This is a genomic window from Halomonas sp. B23F22_3 (assembly GCF_043496965.1).
Classification (GTDB): domain Bacteria; phylum Pseudomonadota; class Gammaproteobacteria; order Pseudomonadales; family Halomonadaceae; genus Halomonas.
This window is the reverse complement of sequence record NZ_JBIEKG010000002.1, coordinates 216845-238231: the sequence shown is the minus strand read 5'-3', so window position 1 is coordinate 238231 and position 21387 is coordinate 216845. Positions and strand designations below refer to the sequence as shown.

22 protein-coding genes and 1 riboswitch are annotated in these 21387 nt (G+C 68.4%); of the genes, 12 read left to right on the top strand and 10 right to left on the bottom strand.

The genetic code is table 11. From position 1 onward, the window contains the following. On the bottom strand, positions 1-1317 hold the full coding sequence (hisD, locus tag ACGTNG_RS04750; RefSeq protein ID WP_394575785.1) for a histidinol dehydrogenase: 1317 nt from the start codon (positions 1315-1317) through the stop codon (positions 1-3). Positions 1318-1429: 112 nt separating this feature from the next. Next, positions 1430-2443 carry a D-cysteate sulfo-lyase gene (gene cuyA, locus ACGTNG_RS04745; protein ID WP_394575784.1) on the bottom strand — a complete coding sequence of 338 codons (1014 nt, stop codon included), beginning with the start codon at positions 2441-2443 and terminating at the stop codon, positions 1430-1432. 215 nt (positions 2444-2658) lie between these two features. Here cuyA and ACGTNG_RS04740 point away from each other — a divergent pair, with 215 nt between their 5' ends. After that, a complete protein-coding gene (locus ACGTNG_RS04740; protein WP_394575783.1) occupies positions 2659-3564 on the top strand; it encodes a LysR family transcriptional regulator in 906 nt (301 codons plus the stop codon). Positions 3565-3674: 110 nt separating this feature from the next. Then, positions 3675-4166 (top strand): universal stress protein, encoded by a 492-nt coding sequence (locus ACGTNG_RS04735; RefSeq protein WP_394575782.1) that lies wholly within the window; start codon positions 3675-3677, stop codon positions 4164-4166. On the opposite strand, the gene ACGTNG_RS04730 is transcribed toward ACGTNG_RS04735, so the two are convergent. Together ACGTNG_RS04730 and ACGTNG_RS04725 are read right to left on the bottom strand one after the other, a co-directional pair. Then, complete coding sequence (locus ACGTNG_RS04730) at positions 4117-5526, bottom strand: heavy metal sensor histidine kinase (RefSeq protein ID WP_394575781.1); 1410 nt, start codon at positions 5524-5526, stop codon at positions 4117-4119. The genes ACGTNG_RS04735 and ACGTNG_RS04730 overlap by 50 nt on opposite strands. Next, positions 5526-6197, bottom strand: a complete 672-nt coding sequence (locus tag ACGTNG_RS04725; protein WP_394575780.1) for a heavy metal response regulator transcription factor — start codon at positions 6195-6197, stop codon at positions 5526-5528. The genes ACGTNG_RS04730 and ACGTNG_RS04725 overlap by 1 nt, the downstream gene beginning before the upstream one ends. Before the next feature lie 135 nt (positions 6198-6332). On the opposite strand from ACGTNG_RS04725, the gene ACGTNG_RS04720 reads away from it, so the two are divergent. The 3 genes from ACGTNG_RS04720 to ACGTNG_RS04710 all read left to right on the top strand — a co-directional run bounded on the left by ACGTNG_RS04720 (position 6333) and on the right by ACGTNG_RS04710 (position 7718). Beyond that, positions 6333-6842 carry a GlcG/HbpS family heme-binding protein gene (locus ACGTNG_RS04720; protein WP_394575779.1) on the top strand — a complete coding sequence of 170 codons (510 nt, stop codon included), beginning with the start codon at positions 6333-6335 and terminating at the stop codon, positions 6840-6842. Between the two features lie 72 nt (positions 6843-6914). Beyond that, positions 6915-7328 carry a hydroxyisourate hydrolase gene (gene uraH, locus ACGTNG_RS04715; protein WP_394575778.1) on the top strand — a complete coding sequence of 138 codons (414 nt, stop codon included), beginning with the start codon at positions 6915-6917 and terminating at the stop codon, positions 7326-7328. 102 nt (positions 7329-7430) lie between these two features. Beyond that, the gene (locus ACGTNG_RS04710; RefSeq protein WP_394575777.1) at positions 7431-7718 is read left to right on the top strand and encodes a hypothetical protein; all 288 of its coding nucleotides are present in this window, start codon (positions 7431-7433) and stop codon (positions 7716-7718) included. Positions 7719-7871: 153 nt separating this feature from the next. Here ACGTNG_RS04710 and mapR read toward each other — a convergent pair whose 3' ends face one another. Then, complete coding sequence (gene mapR / locus ACGTNG_RS04705) at positions 7872-9281, bottom strand: GntR family transcriptional regulator MpaR (protein WP_394576170.1); 1410 nt, start codon at positions 9279-9281, stop codon at positions 7872-7874. Between the two features lie 228 nt (positions 9282-9509). Between mapR and ccoG the strand changes: the two genes are divergently transcribed. After that, positions 9510-10946 (top strand): cytochrome c oxidase accessory protein CcoG, encoded by a 1437-nt coding sequence (ccoG, locus tag ACGTNG_RS04700; RefSeq protein WP_394575776.1) that lies wholly within the window; start codon positions 9510-9512, stop codon positions 10944-10946. A gap of 84 nt (positions 10947-11030) precedes the next feature. On the opposite strand, the gene ACGTNG_RS04695 is transcribed toward ccoG, so the two are convergent. Next, positions 11031-12149: an alkene reductase gene (locus ACGTNG_RS04695; protein ID WP_394575774.1), complete on the bottom strand. Its 1119-nt coding sequence runs from the start codon at positions 12147-12149 to the stop codon at positions 11031-11033. Between the two features lie 211 nt (positions 12150-12360). Beyond that, positions 12361-12438: riboswitch (SAM riboswitch) on the top strand. A 172-nt stretch (positions 12439-12610) separates the two neighbouring features. Here ACGTNG_RS04695 and ACGTNG_RS04690 point away from each other — a divergent pair. The 4 genes from ACGTNG_RS04690 to ACGTNG_RS04675 all read left to right on the top strand — a co-directional run bounded on the left by ACGTNG_RS04690 (position 12611) and on the right by ACGTNG_RS04675 (position 15369). Beyond that, positions 12611-12826 carry a hypothetical protein gene (locus tag ACGTNG_RS04690; protein ID WP_394575773.1) on the top strand — a complete coding sequence of 72 codons (216 nt, stop codon included), beginning with the start codon at positions 12611-12613 and terminating at the stop codon, positions 12824-12826. Positions 12827-12828: 2 nt separating this feature from the next. Beyond that, a complete protein-coding gene (locus tag ACGTNG_RS04685) occupies positions 12829-13479 on the top strand; it encodes a hypothetical protein (RefSeq protein ID WP_394575772.1) in 651 nt (216 codons plus the stop codon). Positions 13480-13647: 168 nt separating this feature from the next. Then, positions 13648-14781, top strand: coding sequence for a TauD/TfdA family dioxygenase (locus ACGTNG_RS04680; RefSeq protein WP_394575771.1), 1134 nt, complete (start codon positions 13648-13650; stop codon positions 14779-14781). Then, positions 14782-15369, top strand: coding sequence for an HD domain-containing protein (locus tag ACGTNG_RS04675; RefSeq protein ID WP_394575769.1), 588 nt, complete (start codon positions 14782-14784; stop codon positions 15367-15369). It abuts the gene before it with no gap. Positions 15370-15435: 66 nt separating this feature from the next. Here the strand turns inward: ACGTNG_RS04675 and phnX are convergent, their stop codons facing one another. Further along, positions 15436-16263 (bottom strand): phosphonoacetaldehyde hydrolase, encoded by an 828-nt coding sequence (phnX, locus tag ACGTNG_RS04670; protein ID WP_394575768.1) that lies wholly within the window; start codon positions 16261-16263, stop codon positions 15436-15438. 90 nt (positions 16264-16353) lie between these two features. Beyond that, positions 16354-17514, bottom strand: coding sequence for a 2-aminoethylphosphonate--pyruvate transaminase (locus tag ACGTNG_RS04665; RefSeq protein WP_394575767.1), 1161 nt, complete (start codon positions 17512-17514; stop codon positions 16354-16356). Positions 17515-17642: 128 nt separating this feature from the next. Here ACGTNG_RS04665 and ACGTNG_RS04660 point away from each other — a divergent pair, with 128 nt between their 5' ends. Then, the gene (locus tag ACGTNG_RS04660; protein ID WP_394575765.1) at positions 17643-18527 is read left to right on the top strand and encodes a LysR substrate-binding domain-containing protein; all 885 of its coding nucleotides are present in this window, start codon (positions 17643-17645) and stop codon (positions 18525-18527) included. Positions 18528-18530: 3 nt separating this feature from the next. On the opposite strand, the gene ACGTNG_RS04655 is transcribed toward ACGTNG_RS04660, so the two are convergent. Continuing rightward, on the bottom strand, positions 18531-19484 hold the full coding sequence (locus ACGTNG_RS04655; protein ID WP_394575763.1) for a LysR substrate-binding domain-containing protein: 954 nt from the start codon (positions 19482-19484) through the stop codon (positions 18531-18533). A gap of 142 nt (positions 19485-19626) precedes the next feature. On the opposite strand from ACGTNG_RS04655, the gene ACGTNG_RS04650 reads away from it, so the two are divergent. After that, on the top strand, positions 19627-19812 hold the full coding sequence (locus tag ACGTNG_RS04650) for a DUF4113 domain-containing protein (RefSeq protein ID WP_394575762.1): 186 nt from the start codon (positions 19627-19629) through the stop codon (positions 19810-19812). A 336-nt stretch (positions 19813-20148) separates the two neighbouring features. Here ACGTNG_RS04650 and ACGTNG_RS04645 read toward each other — a convergent pair whose 3' ends face one another. Further along, a complete protein-coding gene (locus ACGTNG_RS04645; RefSeq protein ID WP_394575761.1) occupies positions 20149-21168 on the bottom strand; it encodes an IS30 family transposase in 1020 nt (339 codons plus the stop codon). Positions 21169-21387: the final 219 nt, after the last annotated feature.

The window sequence follows — 21387 nt, the reverse complement described above, 5'->3', positions numbered from 1 at the left end:
TCAATAACGCTGCTGGTGATGGACGGGGAAATCCCACTGCTCGTCGGGGAAGTACTTGGTCAGGCGCCAGTCGCAGGCCCGGGCGTGCCCTTCCATGCCCTCGACGCGGGAGATGCGCGAGCCCACGGCGCTGAAGGTCCGGTTGGCCTCCTCGCTGAGCTGCTGGGTGGTCAGCACCTTCATGAACTTGTGCACGTTCAGGCCGCCCGAGTAGCGACCGGCGCGCTTGGTCGGCAGGATGTGGTTGGTGCCCGAGCACTTGTCGCCGTGGGTCACGGTGCTGCCCTCGCCGAGGAACAGCGAGCCGTAGTTGCCGAGGCGCTCCTTCCACCAGTCGAGGTCCTCGCACAGCACCTGCAGGTGTTCGCAGGCGTAGCGATCGCTCACCTCGACGACCTCCTCGCGGCTGTCGCCCAGGATCACCTCGCCGTGATCGCGCCAGGCGGCGTGGATGACGTCGGCGTTGGGCATGTCGTCGGCGACCTGGGGCACAAGCTCGATGACCTTCCGGCCCAGGGCCTCGCTGGTGGTGAACAGCCACACCGGCGAGTTGGTGCCGTGCTCGGCCTGGGAGACCAGGTCGACGGCGATGGTCATCGGGTCGGCCGAGTCGTCGGCGATCACCGCCGATTCGGTCGGGCCGGCGAAGACGTCGATGCCGACCTGGCCGAACAGCAGGCGCTTGGCCTCGGCCACGTAGGCGTTGCCCGGGCCGACCAGGATGTCGGCCTCACGCCCGCCGAACAGGCCGAAGGCCATGCTCGCCATGGCGTGCACGCCGCCCATCTCGAGGATCATGTCGGCACCGGCCACGTGCAGCGCGTAGACCACCGCCGGGTTGATGCTGTCACCGCGGGGCGGGGAGCAGGCCACCACGTGGGGCACGCCGGCCGCCTTGGCCGTCGCCACGCTCATCAGCGCCGAGGCGGCATGGGCATAGCGGCCGCCGGGGATGTAGCAGCCGGCGCAGTCGACCGGCAGCACCCGCTGGCCGAGCAGCACGCCGGGCTCGGTCTCGATCTCGAAGGAGGTCAGGCTGTCGCGCTGCGCCTCGGCGAAGCGGCGGATCTGGCGATGGGCGAAGTCGATGTCGTCCTTCACCGACTGCGGCACGCCGTCGATGAGGCGCTGGCGCTTCTCGTCGCTGAGCACGAAGTCGCCGGTCCAGCCGTCGAACTTCTCGGCGTACTCGCGCACGGCCGGCTCGCCACGCTCGCGAATGTCGTCGAGCATCTGGCGCACCGCGGTGGTGACCCGTTGATCTTCGGCGGCGACGCCCTCGGCGCCCTCCGCCCGCTTGAGATGTCGAATTGTCATTGTGTGCTCCGCAATGGCGCTAACGGCTCAAATCTCTGATGAATTCCCCGGGGCGCAGCCCGGGGAGGACGACTCGCCCCCTTGCGGCCCAGCGAGGGCCGGGAGCCTGTCGTCACGCCTGGTAGTCGGGGAAGCCGAAGGCATCCGGGTAGCCGAACAGGGCCACGCTGCCGCCGGTGTGCAGGAACACCACGTTCTCGCCTTCCTTGAACTGGCCCTTGCGAATCAGGTCGATCAGGCCCGCCATGCCTTTGCCGGAGTAGACCGGGTCGAGCAGGATGCCCTCGTGGCGGGCCATCAGGGTGACGGCCTCGACCATGCTCTCGGTGGGGATGCCGTAGCCTTCGCCGACGTAGTCACAGTTGGCCACCACGTCCTCGCGGGACACCACACCGGAAAGGCCGAGCTTGGCCTCGGTCTTCTGGGCCAGCGCGAAGACGTTGGCCTCCTGCTTGTCCTTGGGCGCACGCACGCCGACGCCGAGCACCGGGATGCCCGAGTTGCAGGCGGACAGGCCGGTGACGAGGCCGGCCTGGGTGCCGGCGCTGCCGGTGGCATGCACCAGGTGGTCGATCTGCAGGCCCATCTCGTTGGCCTGGGCCAGCAGTTCCAGGGCGGCGTTGACGTAGCCCAGGGCGCCGATCTCGTTGGAGCCGCCGCCGGGGATGATGTAGGGGGTCTTGCCCTGCCCCTTCAGCGTCTCGGCCAGGGTCTCCATCTCGGCCGCCATGTCGGCGCCGCCGGGGCGCTTCTCGACGGTGGCGCCGTGCAGCTGGTCGAGGAAGACGTTGCCGTTGTAGTTGTAGGCCGGGTCGTGGCTGCCGGTGCGATCCTCGAGCAGGATGTGGCACCCAAGGCCCAGCTTGCAGGCCGCCGCCACGGTCTGGCGGGCGTGGTTCGACTGGGTCGCGCCCTGGGTGATGATGGTGTCGGCGCCCTTCTCCAGGGCATCGGCCATCAGGAACTCGAGCTTGCGGGTCTTGTTACCGCCGGTGGAGAGCCCCGTGCAGTCGTCGCGCTTGATCCACAGGCGCGGGCCACCCAGCAGGCGGCTCAGGTTGTCCATCGGCTCGAGCGGTGTCGGCATGTGGCCGAGGCGGACACGGGGAAAGCGGGAAAGATGCATACGAGCCTCCAGGCGGGTAATTTGTTGTGGCATAAGCGTGCTCTCGAAGTGAGACGGTCAACGGGCCGGCGAATCACCGTTTGCCACCGACCGGTCTGGAATCAAACTAATCCCTGCACGCCGATGCAGACCAATGCCAAGATGCTCGTGAGCGGTTACTTTTTTGCATACTCAACAAATACCACTGAAATGGCATTGATCGCTGGAAGGTTGTGATGAAGATCGAGTGGATTGAAGATTTTCTTGCCCTGATCGAGGCGGGCACCTTTTCCCAGGCCGCGGAGGTGCGCCACGTCACCCAGCCGGCGTTCTCGCGGCGCATCCGCCAGCTGGAGGAGTGGCTGGGGGTCGAGCTGATCGATCGCCACTCGCCGCGTCTCGCCCTCACGCCCCACGCCCGGGCCTACGAGCCGTCGATGCGCGATTGGCTGGCGCGCCTCTATGCCATGCGCAGCCGCATCCGGGCGGATGCGATGCACGGCCCCCGGGCGATCCTGACCACCCAGCACACCCTTACCGTGAGCTACCTTCCCCGCCTGCTGCGCCACTTCCGTCAGCAGGCGCCCGAGGCGCGCCTGCAGGTCAGGTCGTCGGATCGCAGCGACTGCATCCGCAACTTCCAGCGCGGCGAGGCCGACCTGCTGCTGTGCAGCGAGCTCGAGGGCACACCGCTGTTCCTCGATCGCGAGGAGATCGAGCGCGTCCCGCTGGGTGTCGAGCAGCTGATCCCGGTCTGCGCCGCGGACCAGCAGGGGCAAGCCCTGTTCGATCTCGAGGGGCGGGCCCACCTGCCGCTGATCGGCTACGAGCCGGACAGCTTTCTCGGCGGGGTGCTGGCGAGCCCCTATCTGCTCGACCTGCAGCGCCGCTTCGATACCGAGCTGGTGTGCGAGACCTCGTTCACGATCGGCATCCGCGAGCTGACCCTGTCGGGGCTGGGGATCGGCTGGCTGCCCCACGGCCTGATCGAGGAGGACCTGATGGCAGGCCGGCTGGTCTCGCTGCGGGACACCCTGGGCGGCCCGAAGCTGGTGGTGGCCTGTTACCGCCAGCCCGACGTCGAGTCCGCCTCGGTGGAGACGCTGTGGCAGCTGATGCACGACCGGCCCCCGACGATCTGACGCACCCCCAGCGTTCGGCGTCATGGGCCCAGTGCGATAAGCTAGTGGGTACTACCCAACACCGATCGCGCGACGCGGCACCGAGTGGCCGCGCCGTCCAAGGAGGCATCATGAGCCATGGTATCCGTCGCATCCTGTGCTGTGTGGGGCTGAAGATCGACTGCAACCCGGTGCTGGCGCACGCGGTGGGACTGGCGGTGGCCACCGGCGCCGAGCTGGAGGTGCTGCACGCGGTCAAGTCGCTCTCCGATGACGTGGTGAACACGCTGCGGGTCAACATCCCGGATCGGGAGATCCTCGAGACCCTGCGGGGGCAGCGCCTCAAGGAGGCCGCCGAGGTGCTCGATACGAAGATCGAGACCTTCTGGGCCGGCCACCCCGAGCTGCGTGACGCCTTCGGCGCCCGCGAGATGAAGCGCAGCGTGCTGGAGGGCTATCCGGCCGTGGTGATCACCGACTACGCCCATCGCAGCGGCAGCGACATGATCGTGATGGCGGCCAACAAGCGCAGCTTCTCGGCCACCTATGCGGGCAAGATCACCAAGGGCGTGATCAAGCGGTCTCACGTGCCGGTGGTGGTGGTGCCGCCGCGTCGCGACTGACCCGCGGCAGCGACAGGGTAAAGGTGGTGCCGCGCTCGGCGCTGCTCTCGACGCCGACCTCGCCGCCATGCCACTGGGCGATCGAGCGCACGATGGCGAGCCCCAGCCCGCCGGAATCCACGGCGCCGGTGCGCGCCGGGTCGCAGCGATAGAAGCGCTCGAAGACCCGGGAAAGGTCCTCCGGCGCGATCACCTCGCCCTGGTTCTGCACGCGCAGTTCGACCCACTCCTCCTTGGTCACGGTGCTGACGCGAATCGGGGTGCCGCTGCGACCGTGACGCAGGGCATTGGCCAGCAGGTTGGCCAGCGCCCGGCGCAGCAGCTCGCAGTTGGCCACCACGCTCCCGCTGGCGTGATGGATCAGTTCGCGACCGTCCTCTTCCGCCATGCCCTCGAAGTATTCGCAGAGCTGCTCGACCAGCAGGCCCAGGTCGACCTCCTCGCGCGGTATCTCCTTCGAGGGGTTCTCGGTGCGCGCCAGCAGCAGCATGCTGTCGATCATCCGTGACAGCCGCTCGTACTCCTCGATGTTCGACTCCAGCACCTGCCGGTACTCCTCGGCGCCGCGCTCCCGGCGCAGGGTGTGCTGCGTCTGCCCCAGCAGGTTGGTCAGCGGCGTGCGCATCTCGTGGGCCATGTCCGCGGAGTAGCGGGCAAGCTGCATGAAGCCCTCCTCCAGGCGATCGAGCATCCTGTTGAGCCCCAGGCTCAGGGCGCCGATCTCCTCGGTCTCACCCGCGGCGTTCAGGCGCCGATCGAGGTGGCGCACGTCGATGCGGTTGGCCTGTTCGGCCAGGCGACGCAGCGGTCTAAGCCCCCGGCGGCTGACGCCCCACCCCAGCAGGAAGGCGAGCAGCGCGCCGGCGGCCAGTGCCAGCCACAGCCGCAGCCGGTAGGCCGCGAGCATCTGCCGGCGCTCCTCGAGCAGCTTGCCGGCGACCAGCGTCAGCGGCCGCCCGCCCTGCTCGAGGGTCTGCCAGGCCAGGCGCGCCGGCACCGCCCCGGCCACGTCGTCGAGGCGCACCTCGCGGCTTTCCGGCAGCGTGGGCACCGCCAGGTGGCCCGGATTGACCTCGATCAGCACCTCACCCTGCGGGTCGAGGATCCACAGCAGGCTGTCGCGGTTGCCCAGCATGTTGGCGTAGAGCTGGGGGCGCTCGCGCAGGGCGGCGACGCTCTCGCCGTCGTCGAGCAGCGCCTCCATGCGCTCCAGGCGGCCGCGCAGCATCTGGTCGTCGCGCCAGGCGATCTCCCGCTGCAGCGAGTGGTAGAGGTAGGCGCCGATGCTGCCCAGCAGCAGCACGCTGACCAGGGCGAACAGCAGCGAGAGGCGCATCGCCAGGGAGTTCGGCACCGGCATCAGGAGCGATCCTCCAGCACGTAGCCCATGCCGCGCTCGGTGTGGATCAGCTTGGGGGTATAGGGGTCGTCGACCTTGGCGCGCAGCCGGCGTACCGCGACCTCCACCACGTTGGTGTCGCTGTCGAAGTTCATCTGCCAGACCCTGGAGGCGATGTAGGTGCGCGACAGCACCTCCCCCTCGCGGTCGAGGAACAGCTCCAGCAGCGCGAACTCCTTGTTGGTCAGCGCGATGCGCTCGCCCTGGCGGGTCACCCGGCGGCGCAGCACGTCCATCTCCAGGTCGGCCACGCGGAAGTGTTCGGTCTCCCGGGGCGGGCCGCGGCGCAGCAGGGTGCGCACCCGCGCCAGCAGCTCGACGAAGGAGAAGGGCTTGACCAGGTAGTCGTCGGCGCCGAGCTCGAGGCCCTTGACGCGATACTCCACCGCGTCGCGGGCGGTCAGGAAGAGCACCGGCACCTGGCTGCGGCGGCGGATCAGCTGCAGCAGCTGCCAGCCATCCAGGCCCGGCAGCATCACGTCGAGGATGATCAGGTCGAACTCCCCCTCCGTGAACAGATGCTGGGCGTCGAAGCCGTCACGCGCCACCTCGACGCGATACCCCGACTCGCCGAGCCCCTTGCACAGGTAGTCGGCCGTCTTCTGTTCGTCCTCCACCACCAGGATACGCATACCGCCCCTCTGCGAAATCGGCACAGAGTAGCCGCCCCCGGCCCCCGTGCCCATTACAAAGCTGTAATCCTGCCGTCAGGGGTCTGACGAGGCCAGGGTGTCAAGATGGCCTCGTCCATTCATCAGGAGGTGCTCATGACATCACGACTGGCTCGCCTACCCCTGCTCGGCGCCGCCCTGCTGGCCGGCAGCGTCGTCGCCGACACCGGCGTGGGTCTTGCCCAGCAGAACCTGTCGCTGGAGCTGGCCAATCGCCTGGTCGACGCCACGCTCGAGGCCTGCCACGCCGACGACCGCACCGCCGTGGTGGCGGCCGTCGACCGCGGCGGCAACCTGGTGGCCCTGCAGCGCGACGACAACATCGGCCCGCACAACACCGTGGCCGCCCAGCGCAAGGCCTTCACCTCGCTCTCGACCGGCACCAGCAGCCGTGCGCTGGCCAAGATCGCCCGGGACGACCCCGAGTCGGCCAACCTGAATACCCTGGACGAGCTGCTGCTGCTCGGCGGTGGCGTGCCGGTGACCGTCGACGGTGACGTGATCGGCGCCCTGGGCGTGGCCGGCGCCGGCGGCTCCGCCATCGATGAAGGCTGTGCCCTCAGCGCCATCGAGGACGTACTGCCCCAGTCCAGCGCCGACCAGTAAGCCGGCACTCTTCCCAACGCGCACGAAACCCGTTTCCACCACGCTTTCGACAACCCCCTAAAGGAGTCATCCATGAAAAAGATCCTCACTTCCGTCGCCGCCGGTATCGCCCTCAGCAGCGCCGCCGCCACCGCCATGGCCGCCGACAACCCGCTGAGCGTGCATGTGCTCAACATCCAGAGCGGCCAGCCGTCGCCGGGCGTCGAGGTCGAGCTCGAGCGTCGCACCGACGCGGGCTGGGAATCCCTGGCCACCGCGACCACCGACGCGGCCGGCCGCGTCTCGGCCCTGTACCCCGAGGGCGAAGCCTTCGAGGCCGGCGTCTACCGCGTGACCTTCGAGACCGGCGAGTGGTTCGCCGAGCGCGACACCGCCACCTTCTTCCCGGAGATCCCGGTGCCCTTCCAGGTAGAGAACACCGAGCAGCACTACCACGTGCCGCTGCTGCTGAGCCCCTACGGCTACTCCACCTACCGCGGCAACTGAGGAGCGCCGGCGTGGATCGGCCCGTCCGGGTCGAGTCACGCCAGTGAGTGCATCCCGGTCCGTTCAGATACGTCCGAATATCGCTATTGCGGGAGGTTTACCATGCTGTCCAAGTCCCTTGCCGGCCTGATGCTGGCCACGGCCCTGCTCGCCGGCACCGCCCAGGCCGACCCGGCCACCGAGCGCGCCCTGAGCCTCAACGAGGCGACGATCTCCTACGCCGCGCCGATGGCCATGACCGATCTGGAGGTCTTCGCCGGCGGCATGCTCGGCGACTCCACGGCCATGATGCAGGCGCGCCAGCGCCTCCAGAGTCACCAGGGGACGACCCGCGACCTGGCCCTGATGCCGAGCGGCCTGTCCCCGGCCCGCGAGGCGACGGGCAGCTGACGCCCCGCCACGCACCCGGCCACCGGGTGCCGAGTGCCGAGTGCCATGAAGCAATAGAGTCATAGCGAAGATGCCCGTCGGCCCGAGCCGATGGGCATCGTGGCGTGTGGGGCACGTGATTCGGGACACGCGAGCCTGGGGCGGAGCCGAGAATCAGAACGAGGCGAGCAGCCGCCCCAGCGTCTCCATGGCCCGCTCGCTGCGCGCCGTCCACGGATGGCCGTAGCTCAAGCGCGCGCAGTGGCGAAAGCCCTGGGTGGCCGAGAAGATGGGGCCCGGTGCCAGGCTGACGCCCTGATCCAGCGCCATGCGGAAAAGGCGCAGCGAGTCGACGCGTTCTGGAAACTCGGCCCACAGGAAGTAGCCGCCGTCGGGCCGGGTGATGCGGGTACCGGTGGGGAAATGCCGGTCGGCGGAGGCCAGCATGGCGGCCTGCTGCGCCTCCAGGGCATGGCGCAGCGTGCGCAGGTGGCGGTCGTAGCCGCCGCGCTGCAGGTAGTCGGCAATGGCCGCCTGGGCCGGTATCGACGGGGAGATGGTGGTCATCAGCTTGAGGCGCGAGATCGCCGCGGCGAAGCGGCCGCCCGCCACCCAACCGACGCGGTAGCCCGGCGCCAGGCACTTCGAAAAGGAGCCGCAGTGCATCACCAGGCCCTCGTCGTCGAATGCCTTCACGGGCGTCGGCGGCGTGGTGCCGAAGTACAGCTCGGCGTAGGCGTCGTCCTCGAGCATGGGCACCCGATGGCGCTTCAGCAGCGCGTAGAGGCGACGCTTTCGCGCATCGCTGAGGCTGGCGCCCTGCGGATTCTGCAGGTGGCTCATGAACCAGCAGGCCTTGATGGGCAGCGTCGCCAGGCGCGCCTCGAGGATATCGAGGTCGATGCCCTCGCGCGGGTGCACCGGGATCTCCACCGCCTTCAGCTCGAGCCGCTCCAGCACCTGGAGGCTGGCATAGAAGGCCGGCGCCTCGATGGCCACCAGGTCGCCGGGCTGGGTCACGCACTGCAGGCCCAGGTTCAGCGCCTCCATGGCGCCATTGGTGATCACCAGCTCCTCCAGGGGAAGCTGCATGCCGCCGAGCATGTAGCGCAGGGCGATCTGACGACACAGGTCGGGATGGCCGGCGGTCATGTCGGCGATGACCGCATGGGGCGACAGCTCGCGCAGCCCTCGCGCCATGCTGCTGGCCAGGCGCGACAGGGGAAAGAGCTCGGGGCTCGGGAAGGCCGAGCCGAAGGGCACCGTGCGGGTGTCCTGAAGGGAGTCGAGTACCGAGAAGACCAGCTCGCTGACCTCCACCTCGGCGGGATCCGCCCGCTGCACGCAGACCCGAGGCTCCTCCATCAGGCGCCGGGCCTGCTCGCGCACGAAATAGCCCGAGCGGGCCCGCGCGGTGATGAGCCCTCGGTTCTCCAGCAGGTAGTAGGCCTGGAACACGGTCGAGGGACTGATGCCGTGGTGCCGGCTGGCCTGGCGCACCGAGGGGATACGCTCGCCGGGCGCCAGCACCCCCTGTCGAATGAGGGTCGCAATCGTGTCGGCAAACTGCTCGTAGCGCTTCATCGGCGTCGATTCCGGCGAGTCGAGGGGCGTCAGCATACCCCAGCCGGGGCGCTCGCCGCGAAAACAGGCTCGCCCGATGGGCGGGACCGCCGCACAGCGCCAAGCGCCTGAACACGCCAGGCGCAGAACATCTGATCTGGTTTTTTGCTCAACAACTGAACCTGTTATGCCAAGTATCCGGCGCGCATAGTGCGGGCGTTGCCCGCCTGCCCTCTCCTGGATACCGATATGACGCAACGCATTCCCCTGCACGACCTGGCGACCGACGCCGGGGTCGGTCGCAACGCTCCCGCCGCGAGCCAGCCGCCGACGAGATCCGCCCCACGCTCGCGCCTCTACGTCCGCGAGATCCGGGGGGTCTTCCAGCGCCTGCGCCGGCGCGCGAACTGGGTGCTGATGGCGCTCTACGTCGGGCTGCCCTGGGTGCCCTGGGGCGATCGCCCCCTCGTCTGGTTCGACCTGCCGAGCCGCGAGTTCCACCTCTTCAGCGCCACCTTCTACCCCCAGGACTTCATCCTGCTGGCCTGGCTGCTGATCGTCTGCGCCTTCGGCCTCTTCCTGATCACCGTGCTCGCCGGGCGCGTCTGGTGCGGCTACACCTGCCCACAGAGCGTCTGGACCTTCCTGTTCATCTGGTTCGAGCATCGCCTCGAGGGCCCGCGCCACCGGCGAATGCGGCGCGACCGCTCGCCTCGACGCCTCGATGAACTGTGGCGCAAGGTCGCCAAGCACGGTGCCTGGCTGGCCATCGCCTTCGTCACCGGCCTGACCTTCGTCGGCTATTTCACGCCGATCCGCGACCTGGTCATCGACCTGGCGACCCTCGACGTCGGCCCATGGGCGCTGTTCTGGATCGGCTTCTTCACGCTCTTCACCTACCTCAACGCGGGCTGGCTGCGCGAGCAGGTGTGCCTGCACATGTGCCCCTACGCCCGCTTCCAGTCGGCGATGTTCGACGCCGACACGCTGATCGTCTCCTACGATGCCGCCCGGGGCGAGCCGCGCCGCGATCGCCGGCACAAGGCCGACGGCCCGAGCGAGCCGATGGGCGATTGCATCGACTGCGAGCTGTGCGTCCAGGTCTGCCCCACCGGTATCGACATTCGCGATGGTCTGCAGTACGCGTGCATCGGCTGTGCCGCCTGCATCGATGCCTGCGACGACGTCATGGAGCGCATCGGCAAGCCGCGCGGCCTGGTGCGCTACACCACCGAGCGGGCCCTGGGCGGCCAGGCCTCGCGCATCCTGCGCCCCCAGTTGGTGGGCTACGCCATTGGGCTCGCCGTGATGATCGCCCTGATGGTGGCGTTCATGGTCGAACGCACGCCCCTGCAGTTCGAGATCGAACGGGACCGCCAGCGACTCTTCACCCAGGTCGCGGAGGGGCGCGTCGTCAACCACTACACCCTGACCCTGCGCAACCAGGACGACCGGGCGCATCGCTTCCGCCTCGAGGCGACCGGCCTCCCGGCCCTCTCCCTGGTCGGTCCCGACGTCATGGAGGTGGGCGCGAACGCCACCCAGCGCTGGCGCGTCGCGCTCGAGGCCGACACCGCCGATCTGACCCGACCGAGCCTCCCCGTCACGCTGCGCGTGGCCGCCCGCGACGCCGCCCTGGCGATCGAGCGCGAGACCCGCTTCCTGGGGCCGGCCGACCCGCGCTGAGGGCAGCTTGCGGCGACCCACAAAAAAGGCCCCCTCAGCGAGGGGGCCAAACAGCAAAGCATGGGACATCGCAAGGCTCGGCGATCAGCCGTGACGATCGAAACCGTTGTCCAGGAACGGATAGTCGGTGTATCCCGTCTCGTCGCCGCCGTAGAACGTCTCGGGGTTCGGCTCGTTGAGCGCGGCGCCGACGCGGAAGCGCTCGACCAGGTCCGGGTTGGCGATGTAGGAGCGCCCGATGGCCACCGCATCGGCGATGCCGTCGTCGATGATCCGCTGGGCGCGCTCGGCGTCGTAGTGGCCGCAGAAGATCAGGCTGCCGCTGAACCGCTCACGCAGGCCGCGACGGAAGTCATCGCTGAACTGGATATCGCCGCCGGCCCAGTCGGGCTCGTTGACGTGCACATAGGCGAGGCCGCGCCGGGAGAGCTCTTCCATCAGGTAGAAGGCCATCGCCTCCGGCTCCTCGTCGGTCAGGCCGAAGATCTCGATGAAGGGCGTCAGGCGAATGCCGGTGCGCGCGGGGCCGAACACCTCGGCCACCGCATCGACCACTTCCAACGGAAACCGCGCACGGTTCTCCAGCGAGCCGCCGTACTGGTCGGTGCGCTGGTTGGTGCCGGTGGCCAGGAACTGGTTGAGCAGATAGGCGTTGGCCGCGTGCACCTCGACCATGTCGAAACCGGCCCGCTTGGCGCGAATCGCCGCCTGGCGATAGTCCTCGACGAGGCCGGGGATCTCATCGGTCGCAAGCGCCCGCGGGGTGCTGGTCTCGTGCTGGCCGGCGCTGCCGTCCTCGAACTCGACGAAGCACTTGGCGCCCTCGCCCTTGAGGGCGCTCGGGGCCACCGGCGCCTGGCCCTCGGGCTGTACCAGCTCGTGGGAAACGCGCCCCACGTGCCACAGCTGCAGCGCCATGCGCCCGCCCTTGGCATGCACGGCCTCCACCACGCCCTTCCAGCCGGCCTCCTGCTCATCGGTCCAGATGCCCGGGGTATAGACGTAGCCCCTCGCGGTAGGCGAGATGTTGGTCGCCTCGCTGATGATCAGCCCCGCGCCGGCGCGCTGGCCGTAGTAGGCCTCTTGCAGCTTGCCCGGCACGCTGTCGGGCGTGCGGGCCCGGGTCAGCGGCGCCATCAGGATGCGATTGGGCAGCGTCAGGCTGCCCAGGCGGGTCGGTGTCAGCAGGGTCTCGTACGCCATGCGGTAACGTCCTCTTCGATGGTTCGAATCCGGGGTCGGCGCCTCTGCGCCCGACCTGATTAGACCAGTTTACTAGTAACATCCGAGCGCTGGCTACCCCCGCTAATGATTAACGCGTTAATCAAGACTCGAGGCGGCATCGTGCCTGCGACACACGGGTCTAGAACCGGGCCCGGGACAGGGCTTTACATCCGGGCGCGGCGGGGCCTATGCTGTCTTCAGCGCCGATTTGATCACCAGCTTGCGGGCGCTCTACAAATGCCGCTAAAGCGCTCTCAGAGGCCCGCTTTAGCACTCACAAAGCGGGTTTTTTGTTGCCTGGCCCTCGGGCCGCCGCCGATTTAAGCACCAACTTGCGGGCGGCATAGAAATGCAGCTAAAGCGGCGTGCGACTCCACTCCCCTGGGTCGGCGCTTGCCGAACCACTCTATCCAAAGCATCCAGGGGAAAGGGAGACGATCATGACCCACCGCACTACTACCGCTCACACCACCACTCACGCCTCGGCCGCCGCTGCCGGCGCCGTCACTCGCCGCCACACCCTGGCCGCCCTGCTCGCCGAGGACGACATCGTGCGCCCGGAACTGCGCAACGACGCCATCCTCGAGGCGCAGCGCGGCGCTCGGAACCGCTCAGGCGCGCCGCGGCCCCACCGCCAGCCGGCAGGGAGGGCGTGACCATGAACCTGAACCAGGAACTGCAGCTGCGCACCCAGCACCTGCACCCGGCGGACGTGCTCGCCCACCTGGGCTACGACCCAGACGACACCGACGCCCTGGCGCACTACCAGCGGCTTCGCGAGGGGCCCTACCTGGGGCTGGAGCGAGAGCATCGCGATAGCCGCTACGGCGAACGCGGCTTTCTCGAGGCGCTCTGTCGCTGCGTGGGCATTCCCGAGGCCGATGCGGGCCCCGCCATCGAGGGCGTGCTCGAGCGGCTGGCCGAGGACCGCGCGGCCTTTCGCCACTGGCTGTTCGCCGATACCGACTATGTGCGCGGCCCCGGCACGCCGATCTTCGCCATGGCCTTCACCGAGCACTTCCGGCGGCTGAAGTTGCCCCTCGGCTTCTGGCGCCTGCCCTGGGCGGAGCGCCTGGCGGCGGCCTGTCAGAAGGCCCGCGACCACTGGCAGGAGAGCGGCGGCAGGCTGGTCACCTGGGGCGAAATCCAGCGCTACCACTACTGCTTCGCGGAGCAGCGCAGCATCGTCATCTCGACCCGTGGAGAGGTGATCGGCGAGCAGGAGGGCTTCGACCCTCCATGCGCCACCTTCGGGCTGAAAGGCAGCAACGAGAACCTGGGCGACCTCTTCGCCCCTGACCGGGAGTGAGGCGCGTCGAGACGGCGCGGTCCGACTGACGGCGACGAAGGAACGTGACGGGCATAAGAAAAGTGCATGGTGGGCGATAAGGCCGCGGCCCTACCCCGCGGGCGGCGCGACGCCCACCATGCCGGTGATCGACAGCCCGATGATCGACGCCATACGAGGATGCCCGTCATGCCCACCCGCCCCGCGTTCGTCCTTCACGAACAGCCGCCCTCGGTGTGCCTCGAGGACGGCGACACCACCCGAGAGCTCAGCCCGCTGTGGCTGCGCGAGCGCACCCAGTCGCCCGACCAGCTGGAGCCGATGACCCGGCAGCGCCTGTTCGACTCCCACGCCATCGACACCGACCTGACACTGACCGAGGTCGTCCGGGTCGACGAGCACCACGCGGCGCTCGCCTTCAGCGACGGCCACCGCGAGACCTATGACCTGCGCGTGCTGGCCGACGAGCTGGACGACGGTGCCGCCTTTCCCGCCGCCGAGCCCTGGGATGCCCGCCTGGACCCGGCGCGAGTGCGCTTCGACTGGAGCCGCGTGCGCGACGAGCCGGCCTACTTCCGCGCCGCACTGGACGCCTACCTGCGCCTGGGCCACCTGGTGCTCACCGGCGTGCCCACCAACCCCGAGCGCATCCTCGAGGTCGGCCGCCACTTCGGCTACGTCAAGGAGACCAACTTCGGCCGCTACTTCGAGGTCTACTCGCGGCCGAGCGGCAACGACCTGGCCTATCGCAGCGTGGCGCTCGGCCCCCACACCGATAACCCCTACCGCACGCCGGTGCCGGGCATCCAGCTGCTGCACTGCCTGATCAACGAGACCCAAGGCGGGCTCTCGACCCTGGTCGACAGCCTCAAGGTGCTCGAGCAGCTGCGCTGCGAGTCTCCCGAGGGCTATGCGCTGCTCAAGACCACCCCGGTGCGCTTTCGCTTCGTCGATGCCGGCACCGAGCTCGTCACCCAGCGCGCCATGATCCAGACCGACGACGATGGCCATCCGACCGGGGTCCACTACAGCCCGCGCCTCGACGCCCTGCCGCTGCTCTCCGATACCGACACCCGAGTCTTCCACGCTGCCCGCCAGCGCCTCGGCGAGCTCTTCTCGGACCCCACCTATGAGCGGCGCTTCGCCCTCGACGCCGGCGAGCTGATGCTGTTCGATAACAGCCGGGTGCTCCACGGGCGCACCGGCTACGACAGCCACGAGGGGCGTCGCCACCTGCAGGGCTGCTATCTCGACAGCGACGGCCCGCGGGAGCGCTTCGCCAGTCTCATGAAACACCGTGAATCGATCGAGGAGGTCGCCTGAATGGAACAGGTCGCATTTCGCCAGATGAAGGACGGCACCCGGGAAGAGTACCTCTTCCTGGAGGGGCTGGAGGCGCAGTTCAACGAGGGGCTGGTGGATCGCCTGCTGGACGCTCTGCGCCAGCTCGAGCACAGCCTTAGCGGCTATCAGGTGACGCGGCTGGAGCACTCGCTGCAGTCGGCGGCCCGCGCCGAGGCCGACGGCGCCGATGAGGACATGATCGTCGCCGCCCTGCTGCACGACCTGGGCGACGATCTGGCGCCCTACAACCACTCCCAGCTCGCCGCCTCTATCATCCGCCCCTACGTGCGCGGCGAGGTGACCTGGGTGGTCCACCACCACGGCCTCTTCCAGACCTACTACTTCGCCCACCACTTCGGCATGGACCCGCACGCGCGCGACCGCTATCGGGACCACCCCTGCTACCAGGCCTGCGTCGACTTCTGCGAGCGCTACGACCAGGCTTCCTTCGACCCGGACTACCCGACCCCGCCCCTCGAGCACTTCGAGCCGATGCTCCGCCGCGTCTTCTCGCGCACGCCCTTCGACCCGGCGGTGATCGGCACGGAGTTCCCGCTGGAGCTCTGATCCCCCTCCCGAACGCCAACGACCGGGCCTAGGCCCGGTCGTTGCGCTTATCGAGACGGCTGCCGTTCAGCAGGCCTGGGGCATCTCGCCGCGGGCCAGCCGGGCGTTGATGTCGTCGATCACCCCCGGCAGGTCGGCGATGGTGTCGATCAGGTAGTGGGGCCGCGAGGCCTCGAACTCCCGGGCGACCCGGGCACGCCCCTCGGCCAGGGCCGCGGGCGTGAGCGCCTGGAACTCCTCGAGGGTCAGGCCCAGGGCGTTGCCCGAGCAGGTCAGGGCCACCGTCCACATGCCGGCGCGGCGCCCCTCGAGGATGCCCGGGGTGGTGTCGTCGATCTTTACGCAGGCGGCCACGTCCTCGATGCCGAGCGCGATCACGCTGGCCAGCGCCTGGGCCGGATGCGGGCGGCCGTTGGGCACCTCGTCGGAGGCCACCACGTGGTCGGCCTGGTAGCCGTGCTGCGCCGCCATCTCCACGACCCGCTGCATGACCACGGCCGGATAGCCGGAGCAGGAGCCGATCTTCATGCCCTGGGCGCGCATGGCGGCGATCGCCTCGATGGCGCCGGGAATCAGCGCCGAGTGCTCGGGGATCTTCTCGACCTGCAGCGGCATGAAGCGCTCGTAGAGGGCGGTCACGTCGGCATCGGTGGGCGCATGGCCGAACACCTCGGCGCAGCGCTCGGCGATCTCGGGGATATCGCACAGGGCGCGGATGTGGTCCCACTTGCCCATGCCCATGGGGCCGCGGGCCTCCTCCAGGCTGAGCGCGACGCCGAACTCGGCGAAGGCGTCGACGAAGATCTGGGTCGGCGCGAAGGAGCCGAAGTCCACCACGGTGCCGGCCCAGTCGTGAATCGCGGCCTGCAGGCGGTCTGGGGCGTTGTAGTGCATGGGGCGTTCCTCGTTGTTGTCGGGGCAGTGGCATGTGTTCACTGAAGCGTGGCGTGTGTTCAGTGGTTGGTTGCAAAGGAAAGTGGCGGCTCAGGCCGCCGGGCGGCCGTCGTCGACACCCATGGCGTCGAGCGCCTCGCGCACGGCGCCGAGCAGGTGCTCGACTACCGCGACATCCAGGCGGCCAATGCAGCCGATGCGAAAGCTCTCAGCCTCGGTCAGCTTGCCCGGATAGATCATGAAGCCCCGCGCCTTGAGCTCGGCGTAGAAGCGGCCGAAATCGAAGGCCGGATGGCCGGGGCTGAAGAAAGTGGTGATGATCGGCGACAGCCAGCGATCCTCGAGCAGGGTCGCGAAGCCCAGCTCGCGCATGCCGGCCACCAGCCGCTCGCGGCTGCGGGTGTAGCGGGCCAGGCGCCCCGCCCCCCCGCCCTCGGCGCGGTGCTCGGCCAGCGCCGTGTGAAAGGCGGCGACCACGTGGGTCGGCGGCGTGAAACGCCACTGGCCGGTGCGTTCCATATAGCGCCACTGCTCGAAGAGATCGAGGCTCAGCGAGTGCGCGCGGCCGGCGCTGGCCTCGAGCAGGTCGCGGCGCAGGATCACGAAGCCGAAGCCCGGCACCCCCTCGAGGCACTTGTTGGCCGAGGAGACCAGGACGTCGACGGGCAGCGCCTCGACGCTCAGCGGCACCGCGCCGAAGGAGCTCATGGCATCGACGATCAGCCCCTTGCCCCGGGCCTTGACCACCTCGGCAATCTCGGCCAGCGGATTGAGGATGCCGGAGCTGGTCTCGCAGTGGACCAGGAAGACGTCGGTGATCTCGGGGTCGGCATCGAGCCATGCCGCCACCTCCTCGCCCCGGGGCGGCAGATAGTCGCCCTTGTCGAGCACCGCGTGCGCGCGGCCCAGGTAATCGAGGATCTTGGCGGCGCGCTGGCCGTAGGCGCCGTTGGCCAGCACCAGGACCTTGCCGTGGCGAGCGATAGCGGTGGCCAGCGCCGCCTCCACGGCGAAGGTGCCGCTGCCCTGCAGGGGCACGCAGGCGTAGGCGTCATCCGAGGCGCCGGCCATCTCGAGCAGCTGCGCGCGGACCTCGGCGGTCAGGCGGTTGAAGTCGTCATCCCAGGAGCCCCAGTCGTGGAGCATCGCGGCCTTGATGGTGTGGCTGGTGGTCAGGGGGCCGGGGGTCAGCAGGTAGGGGGCGTGCCGGCCGGGCGCATCGACGGGGGTCGTGGTGGTGGCGAGGGACATGGGCGGCTCCGGCTATGTATCAAAGGGAAGTGGATCAAAGGAAAGTGGTGCCCATCAGACCAGCCGCTTGACCATAGATAAAATCGATTTATCGTATCTTCGATACAACCTGAACTTATAGTGAAACCATGTCCCTCTCCCACGCGCAGCTGCGCGCCTTCCATGCGGTGGCCGTCCACGGCAGCTTCACCCGCGCCGCCGAGCGCCTCTGCCTCAGCCAGCCGGCGGTCTCCGACCAGGTGCGCAAGCTGGAGGAGCGCTTCGGCGTCAGCCTGCTGCGCCGCAGCCGGCGCGCGGTGGTGCTCACAGACCTGGGCGAGCGGCTGCTCGGCATCACCCAGCGGCTGTTCGCCGCCGCCGACGAGGCCGAGGCGCTGCTGGCCGGCGCCCGGGACCTGCAGTCGGGCAAGCTCACCCTGGCGGTGGACTCGCCGATGCACGTGCGGCGCTTCATCGCCCGCTTCCAGGCGCGCCATCCCGGGGTGCGCTTCCAGCTGATGACCGGCAACACCGACGAGGCCCTCTCGCGGCTGTTCGAGCACCGCGCCGACTTCGCCGTGCTGGGCCGCACCGTGGAGGATCCGCGCCTGCTGAGCGTGGAACTGAGCCGCGCCCCGCTGATCGCCTTCGTGCCCGCGGACCACCCCTGGGCCCGCTGGCGCTCGATCCGCCTGGCCGACCTCGCCCGGGCTTCGCTGGTGCTGCGCGAGCGCGGCTCCATGACCCGCCAGGCCCTGGAGGCGGAGCTCCGCGCGGCGGGCATGGCGCTCACGCCGGCCATCGAGGCCGAGGGCCGCGAGGCCGTCTTCGAGCTGGTGGCGGCGGGGCTCGGCGTGGGGATCGTCTCGGCCGCCGAGGCCGGCCACCATCCCGGGATGCATCGGCTCGCCATCGAGGATAGCGGCCACTGCATGACCGAGACCCTGGTCTGCCTGCATCAGCAGAGCGAGCGGCACCTGGTGGCGGGTTTCCTGGAGGAGGTGCGCGAGGCCCTGGCCGAGCCCGAGGGGTGAGGCTCAGTCCGTCGTGTTCGTGTCCTGGGGGGCCTGAGACGCCGCGGCGCCGGGCCGGCGGCGGTGGACCGCCTCGATCAGCCAGTCGCCGATCGGCTCGAGCACCGCGCTGCGGTGGTGCTTGACGCTGAGCCAGTAGCCGTAGTCGCGCCGCGTGACCCGCGGTCCCAGCGCGACCAGCTGGCCGTTCGCCAGGTGCTCCTCGACGAGGATCGACCAGCCGAGCGCCACGCCCTGGTGGGCGAGCGCGGCGTTCAGCAGCAGCGCGTAGTTGTAGTAGGCGAAGAGGTCATCGCGGGGCGCGAGGCTCAGCCCGGCGGTGTGGCACCACTGCCTCCAGTCGAGCCAGCGCGGGTCCTTGATGTCCTGGTGCAGCAGCGCGAGGGCGGGCAGCGCTTTAGAGCTCAGCGTATCCGCCAGGCCGTGCTGGTCAGCATAGGCCGGGCTGCACACCGGGAAGACCGCTTCGCTCGCCACCAGGCGCGCCTCGGCGTTTGGCGTTCTGGGCCCGAAGCGGATGGCGATGTCGGCGGCCTGCAGCTCCGGGTCGTCGGCGCGGTCGATCGGCATCAGCTGGAAGGTGACCTCGGGAAAGGCCCGCTTGAGCGCCGGCAGGTGCGGCAGCAGCCAGAGGTGCGTGAAGCCGGAGCCGGCGGCGATCACCACCGAGGGCGACGGCCGTCGCCCCTCCTGCATCACCCGCTCGCAGGCCTCGCGCACCGACTTGAGGCCCGGCGCCACCTCCCGATAGAAGCGCTCGCCCTGGGCGTTTAGCGAAAGCCGCCCGCCCTGGCGATCGAACAGCGGCAGCCCGACCCGCTCCTCCAGCGCCCGGATCCGCTGGGAGATGGTCGGCTGGCTGGTGCGCTCGGCATCCGCCGCCGCCGTCATCGTGCCCAGGCGCGCGGTGGCCTCGAACGCGATCAGCGACTTCATGGAGGGGGGCTGGTGGCTCACGGGTGGGCCTTGGCTTGGTGGTTTTTTTCAGGGGTCTAGGCGGGATTTTCTCACATGCCGTGGTGTCGGGAACACGAGCAACCCGATGAACGCGACGCTTTCCTGAGCCAACGACGCCACCACCAGAATCTCGCTGCTCGACATGCCTAAGCGGGTCGCCCAGCGCGAGCGCGCCCACCAGTTGATGGCCACCCTGGACGAGCTCAACGAGAAGATAGGCAAGGGTACGGTTCGACTGGGCGTGCCACGCAGCAATGCCGCCTGGCACCTTCGCTGCGCGCACGTACGCCGAAGTGGAACACGCAGTGGCCGGAGCTGCCAATGGTGAGAACCTGACACAATCTTCAGCGTTTCACCCTGCCCCCTGTCGTCGATCTCCTACATCCCCTCCTACCCGCAGTACCTACCTTGATGCACAACAGGGAGGGTCAAGCCATGGCAGAGATCACATCGATGCCAGTGCCCAGCGGGCGCTGGGCCATGATGTTCACGTGTGGCGCCACGGAGATCCGCGCGGAGGATGGGCCGAAGTGGGCAGCCTTTCATCTGGAAAAAATCGACAGCAGTCATTATCGAATCATCTGCAGAGACTGCGGCCACTTTATGGAGCAGAACTCAACTCAAGCAGAGATGGGCTCGGCGGTCTCAAGTTCCAAGTGCAACGCTATTGAAGGGTGCTCGGTCCGCCGACGGATTTCTTGAGCATCTCGGCGTAGACTTCCAGTGGGGTTCGCCAGTCCAACGTCTGGCGAGGCCGTGTGTTCAGTGAGTCGGCGATCTCGTCGAGCTCTTCCTGGCTGTAAACGGAGAGATCCGTTCCCTTTGGCAGATACTGCCGCAACAGCCCGTTGGTGTTCTCGTTGGAGCCCCGCTGCCATGGGCTATGCGGGTCAGTGAAGTAGATCGCCGTACCGGTTTTCTGCGTGATCTCGGCATGCTTCACCATCTCTCTGCCCTGATCGTAGGTCATGGAGAGACGCAGGGCTCGCGGCACCTCATTGAGCTTATCGCTGAAGCCAACGGCCGCCGCCGTGGCCGTGGTGCCATCCACTTTCGCCAAGATCACCAAGCGTGTGGTGCGCTCCACCAGCGTACCGACGGCGGAGCGATTGTTGGCGCCAATGATGAGATCGCCCTCCCAGTGGCCAGGCATCAAGCGGTCTTCGATCTCAGGCGGGCGCATGTGGATGCTGACCAGATCGGGAATCTGCTGGCGACGATCCTTGCCACGACTGCGTGAGCGACGCTTGCCGTTGCCCTGCCGCAGGCAGGCGATGAGCTCTTTCTTGAGACTGCCGCGGGGCATCACATAGAGCGTGTTGTAGATGGCCTCATGCGAGACCTGCCGACGTGAATCGTTGGGAGACATGCGCTTCAGTGTGCGGGCTATCTGTTGCGGTGACCAGTGCGTGCGCAGCAGGTGGACCACCACCTCGAAGAGCTCTCCGTCTGGGTGCAGCTTGGGACGCTGACGTGGCCGATGTCGCGTCATACGAGCCCGATAGCCTGCCAGGCCGGCATCGTAGCCCTTGATGGGGTCGACCGTATGGCGAGCGATTTCTCGCGACACGGTGCTCGGCGCACGACCCAGGTGATTGGCAATGGCCCGGATCGAATGCGTGGCTCGCATCATCATGATGGCGGCCCGGTCTTCAGCAGAAAGATGGCGATAGCAGTGGTTCATGGCAACACCGTACCTGATGGGTCACGTGTTGCGCTTGGTCATTGAGACCGCCGGTTCTCGATTGATTGCCACTGGGCAGCCTCGGATACGGAATACCCTTGCTCGTTCATCAGGCTCTCCGCATCAGCCTAGATTTCACCTGAATGCCGACGTCGAGTCTTGTGATCATGAACACTCCATTACCTCTATTATTAGGTTATTCGGAGTGTCTTCTCCAAT

Excerpts from the sequence above, each read along its gene's own strand:
- ACGTNG_RS04675 (WP_394575769.1), top strand. The coding sequence starts at position 14,782 with ATGGAACAGGTCGCATTTCGCCAGATGAAGGACGGCACCCGGGAAGAG.
- ACGTNG_RS04680 (WP_394575771.1), top strand. The coding sequence starts at position 13,648 with ATGCCCACCCGCCCCGCGTTCGTCCTTCACGAACAGCCGCCCTCGGTG.
- ACGTNG_RS04645 (WP_394575761.1), bottom strand. The coding sequence starts at position 21,168 with ATGAACCACTGCTATCGCCATCTTTCTGCTGAAGACCGGGCCGCCATC.
- ACGTNG_RS04730 (WP_394575781.1), bottom strand. The coding sequence starts at position 5,526 with ATGCCGGTGCCGAACTCCCTGGCGATGCGCCTCTCGCTGCTGTTCGCC.
- ACGTNG_RS04660 (WP_394575765.1), top strand. The coding sequence starts at position 17,643 with ATGTCCCTCTCCCACGCGCAGCTGCGCGCCTTCCATGCGGTGGCCGTC.
- ACGTNG_RS04665 (WP_394575767.1), bottom strand. The coding sequence starts at position 17,514 with ATGTCCCTCGCCACCACCACGACCCCCGTCGATGCGCCCGGCCGGCAC.
- ACGTNG_RS04650 (WP_394575762.1), top strand. The coding sequence starts at position 19,627 with ATGCCTAAGCGGGTCGCCCAGCGCGAGCGCGCCCACCAGTTGATGGCC.
- ACGTNG_RS04685 (WP_394575772.1), top strand. The coding sequence starts at position 12,829 with ATGAACCTGAACCAGGAACTGCAGCTGCGCACCCAGCACCTGCACCCG.
- ccoG (WP_394575776.1), top strand. The coding sequence starts at position 9,510 with ATGACGCAACGCATTCCCCTGCACGACCTGGCGACCGACGCCGGGGTC.
- ACGTNG_RS04720 (WP_394575779.1), top strand. The coding sequence starts at position 6,333 with ATGACATCACGACTGGCTCGCCTACCCCTGCTCGGCGCCGCCCTGCTG.
- ACGTNG_RS04725 (WP_394575780.1), bottom strand. The coding sequence starts at position 6,197 with ATGCGTATCCTGGTGGTGGAGGACGAACAGAAGACGGCCGACTACCTG.
- uraH (WP_394575778.1), top strand. The coding sequence starts at position 6,915 with ATGAAAAAGATCCTCACTTCCGTCGCCGCCGGTATCGCCCTCAGCAGC.
- phnX (WP_394575768.1), bottom strand. The coding sequence starts at position 16,263 with ATGCACTACAACGCCCCAGACCGCCTGCAGGCCGCGATTCACGACTGG.
- mapR (WP_394576170.1), bottom strand. The coding sequence starts at position 9,281 with ATGAAGCGCTACGAGCAGTTTGCCGACACGATTGCGACCCTCATTCGA.
- hisD (WP_394575785.1), bottom strand. The coding sequence starts at position 1,317 with ATGACAATTCGACATCTCAAGCGGGCGGAGGGCGCCGAGGGCGTCGCC.
- ACGTNG_RS04740 (WP_394575783.1), top strand. The coding sequence starts at position 2,659 with ATGAAGATCGAGTGGATTGAAGATTTTCTTGCCCTGATCGAGGCGGGC.
- ACGTNG_RS04735 (WP_394575782.1), top strand. The coding sequence starts at position 3,675 with ATGAGCCATGGTATCCGTCGCATCCTGTGCTGTGTGGGGCTGAAGATC.
- ACGTNG_RS04690 (WP_394575773.1), top strand. The coding sequence starts at position 12,611 with ATGACCCACCGCACTACTACCGCTCACACCACCACTCACGCCTCGGCC.
- ACGTNG_RS04695 (WP_394575774.1), bottom strand. The coding sequence starts at position 12,149 with ATGGCGTACGAGACCCTGCTGACACCGACCCGCCTGGGCAGCCTGACG.
- ACGTNG_RS04710 (WP_394575777.1), top strand. The coding sequence starts at position 7,431 with ATGCTGTCCAAGTCCCTTGCCGGCCTGATGCTGGCCACGGCCCTGCTC.
- cuyA (WP_394575784.1), bottom strand. The coding sequence starts at position 2,443 with ATGCATCTTTCCCGCTTTCCCCGTGTCCGCCTCGGCCACATGCCGACA.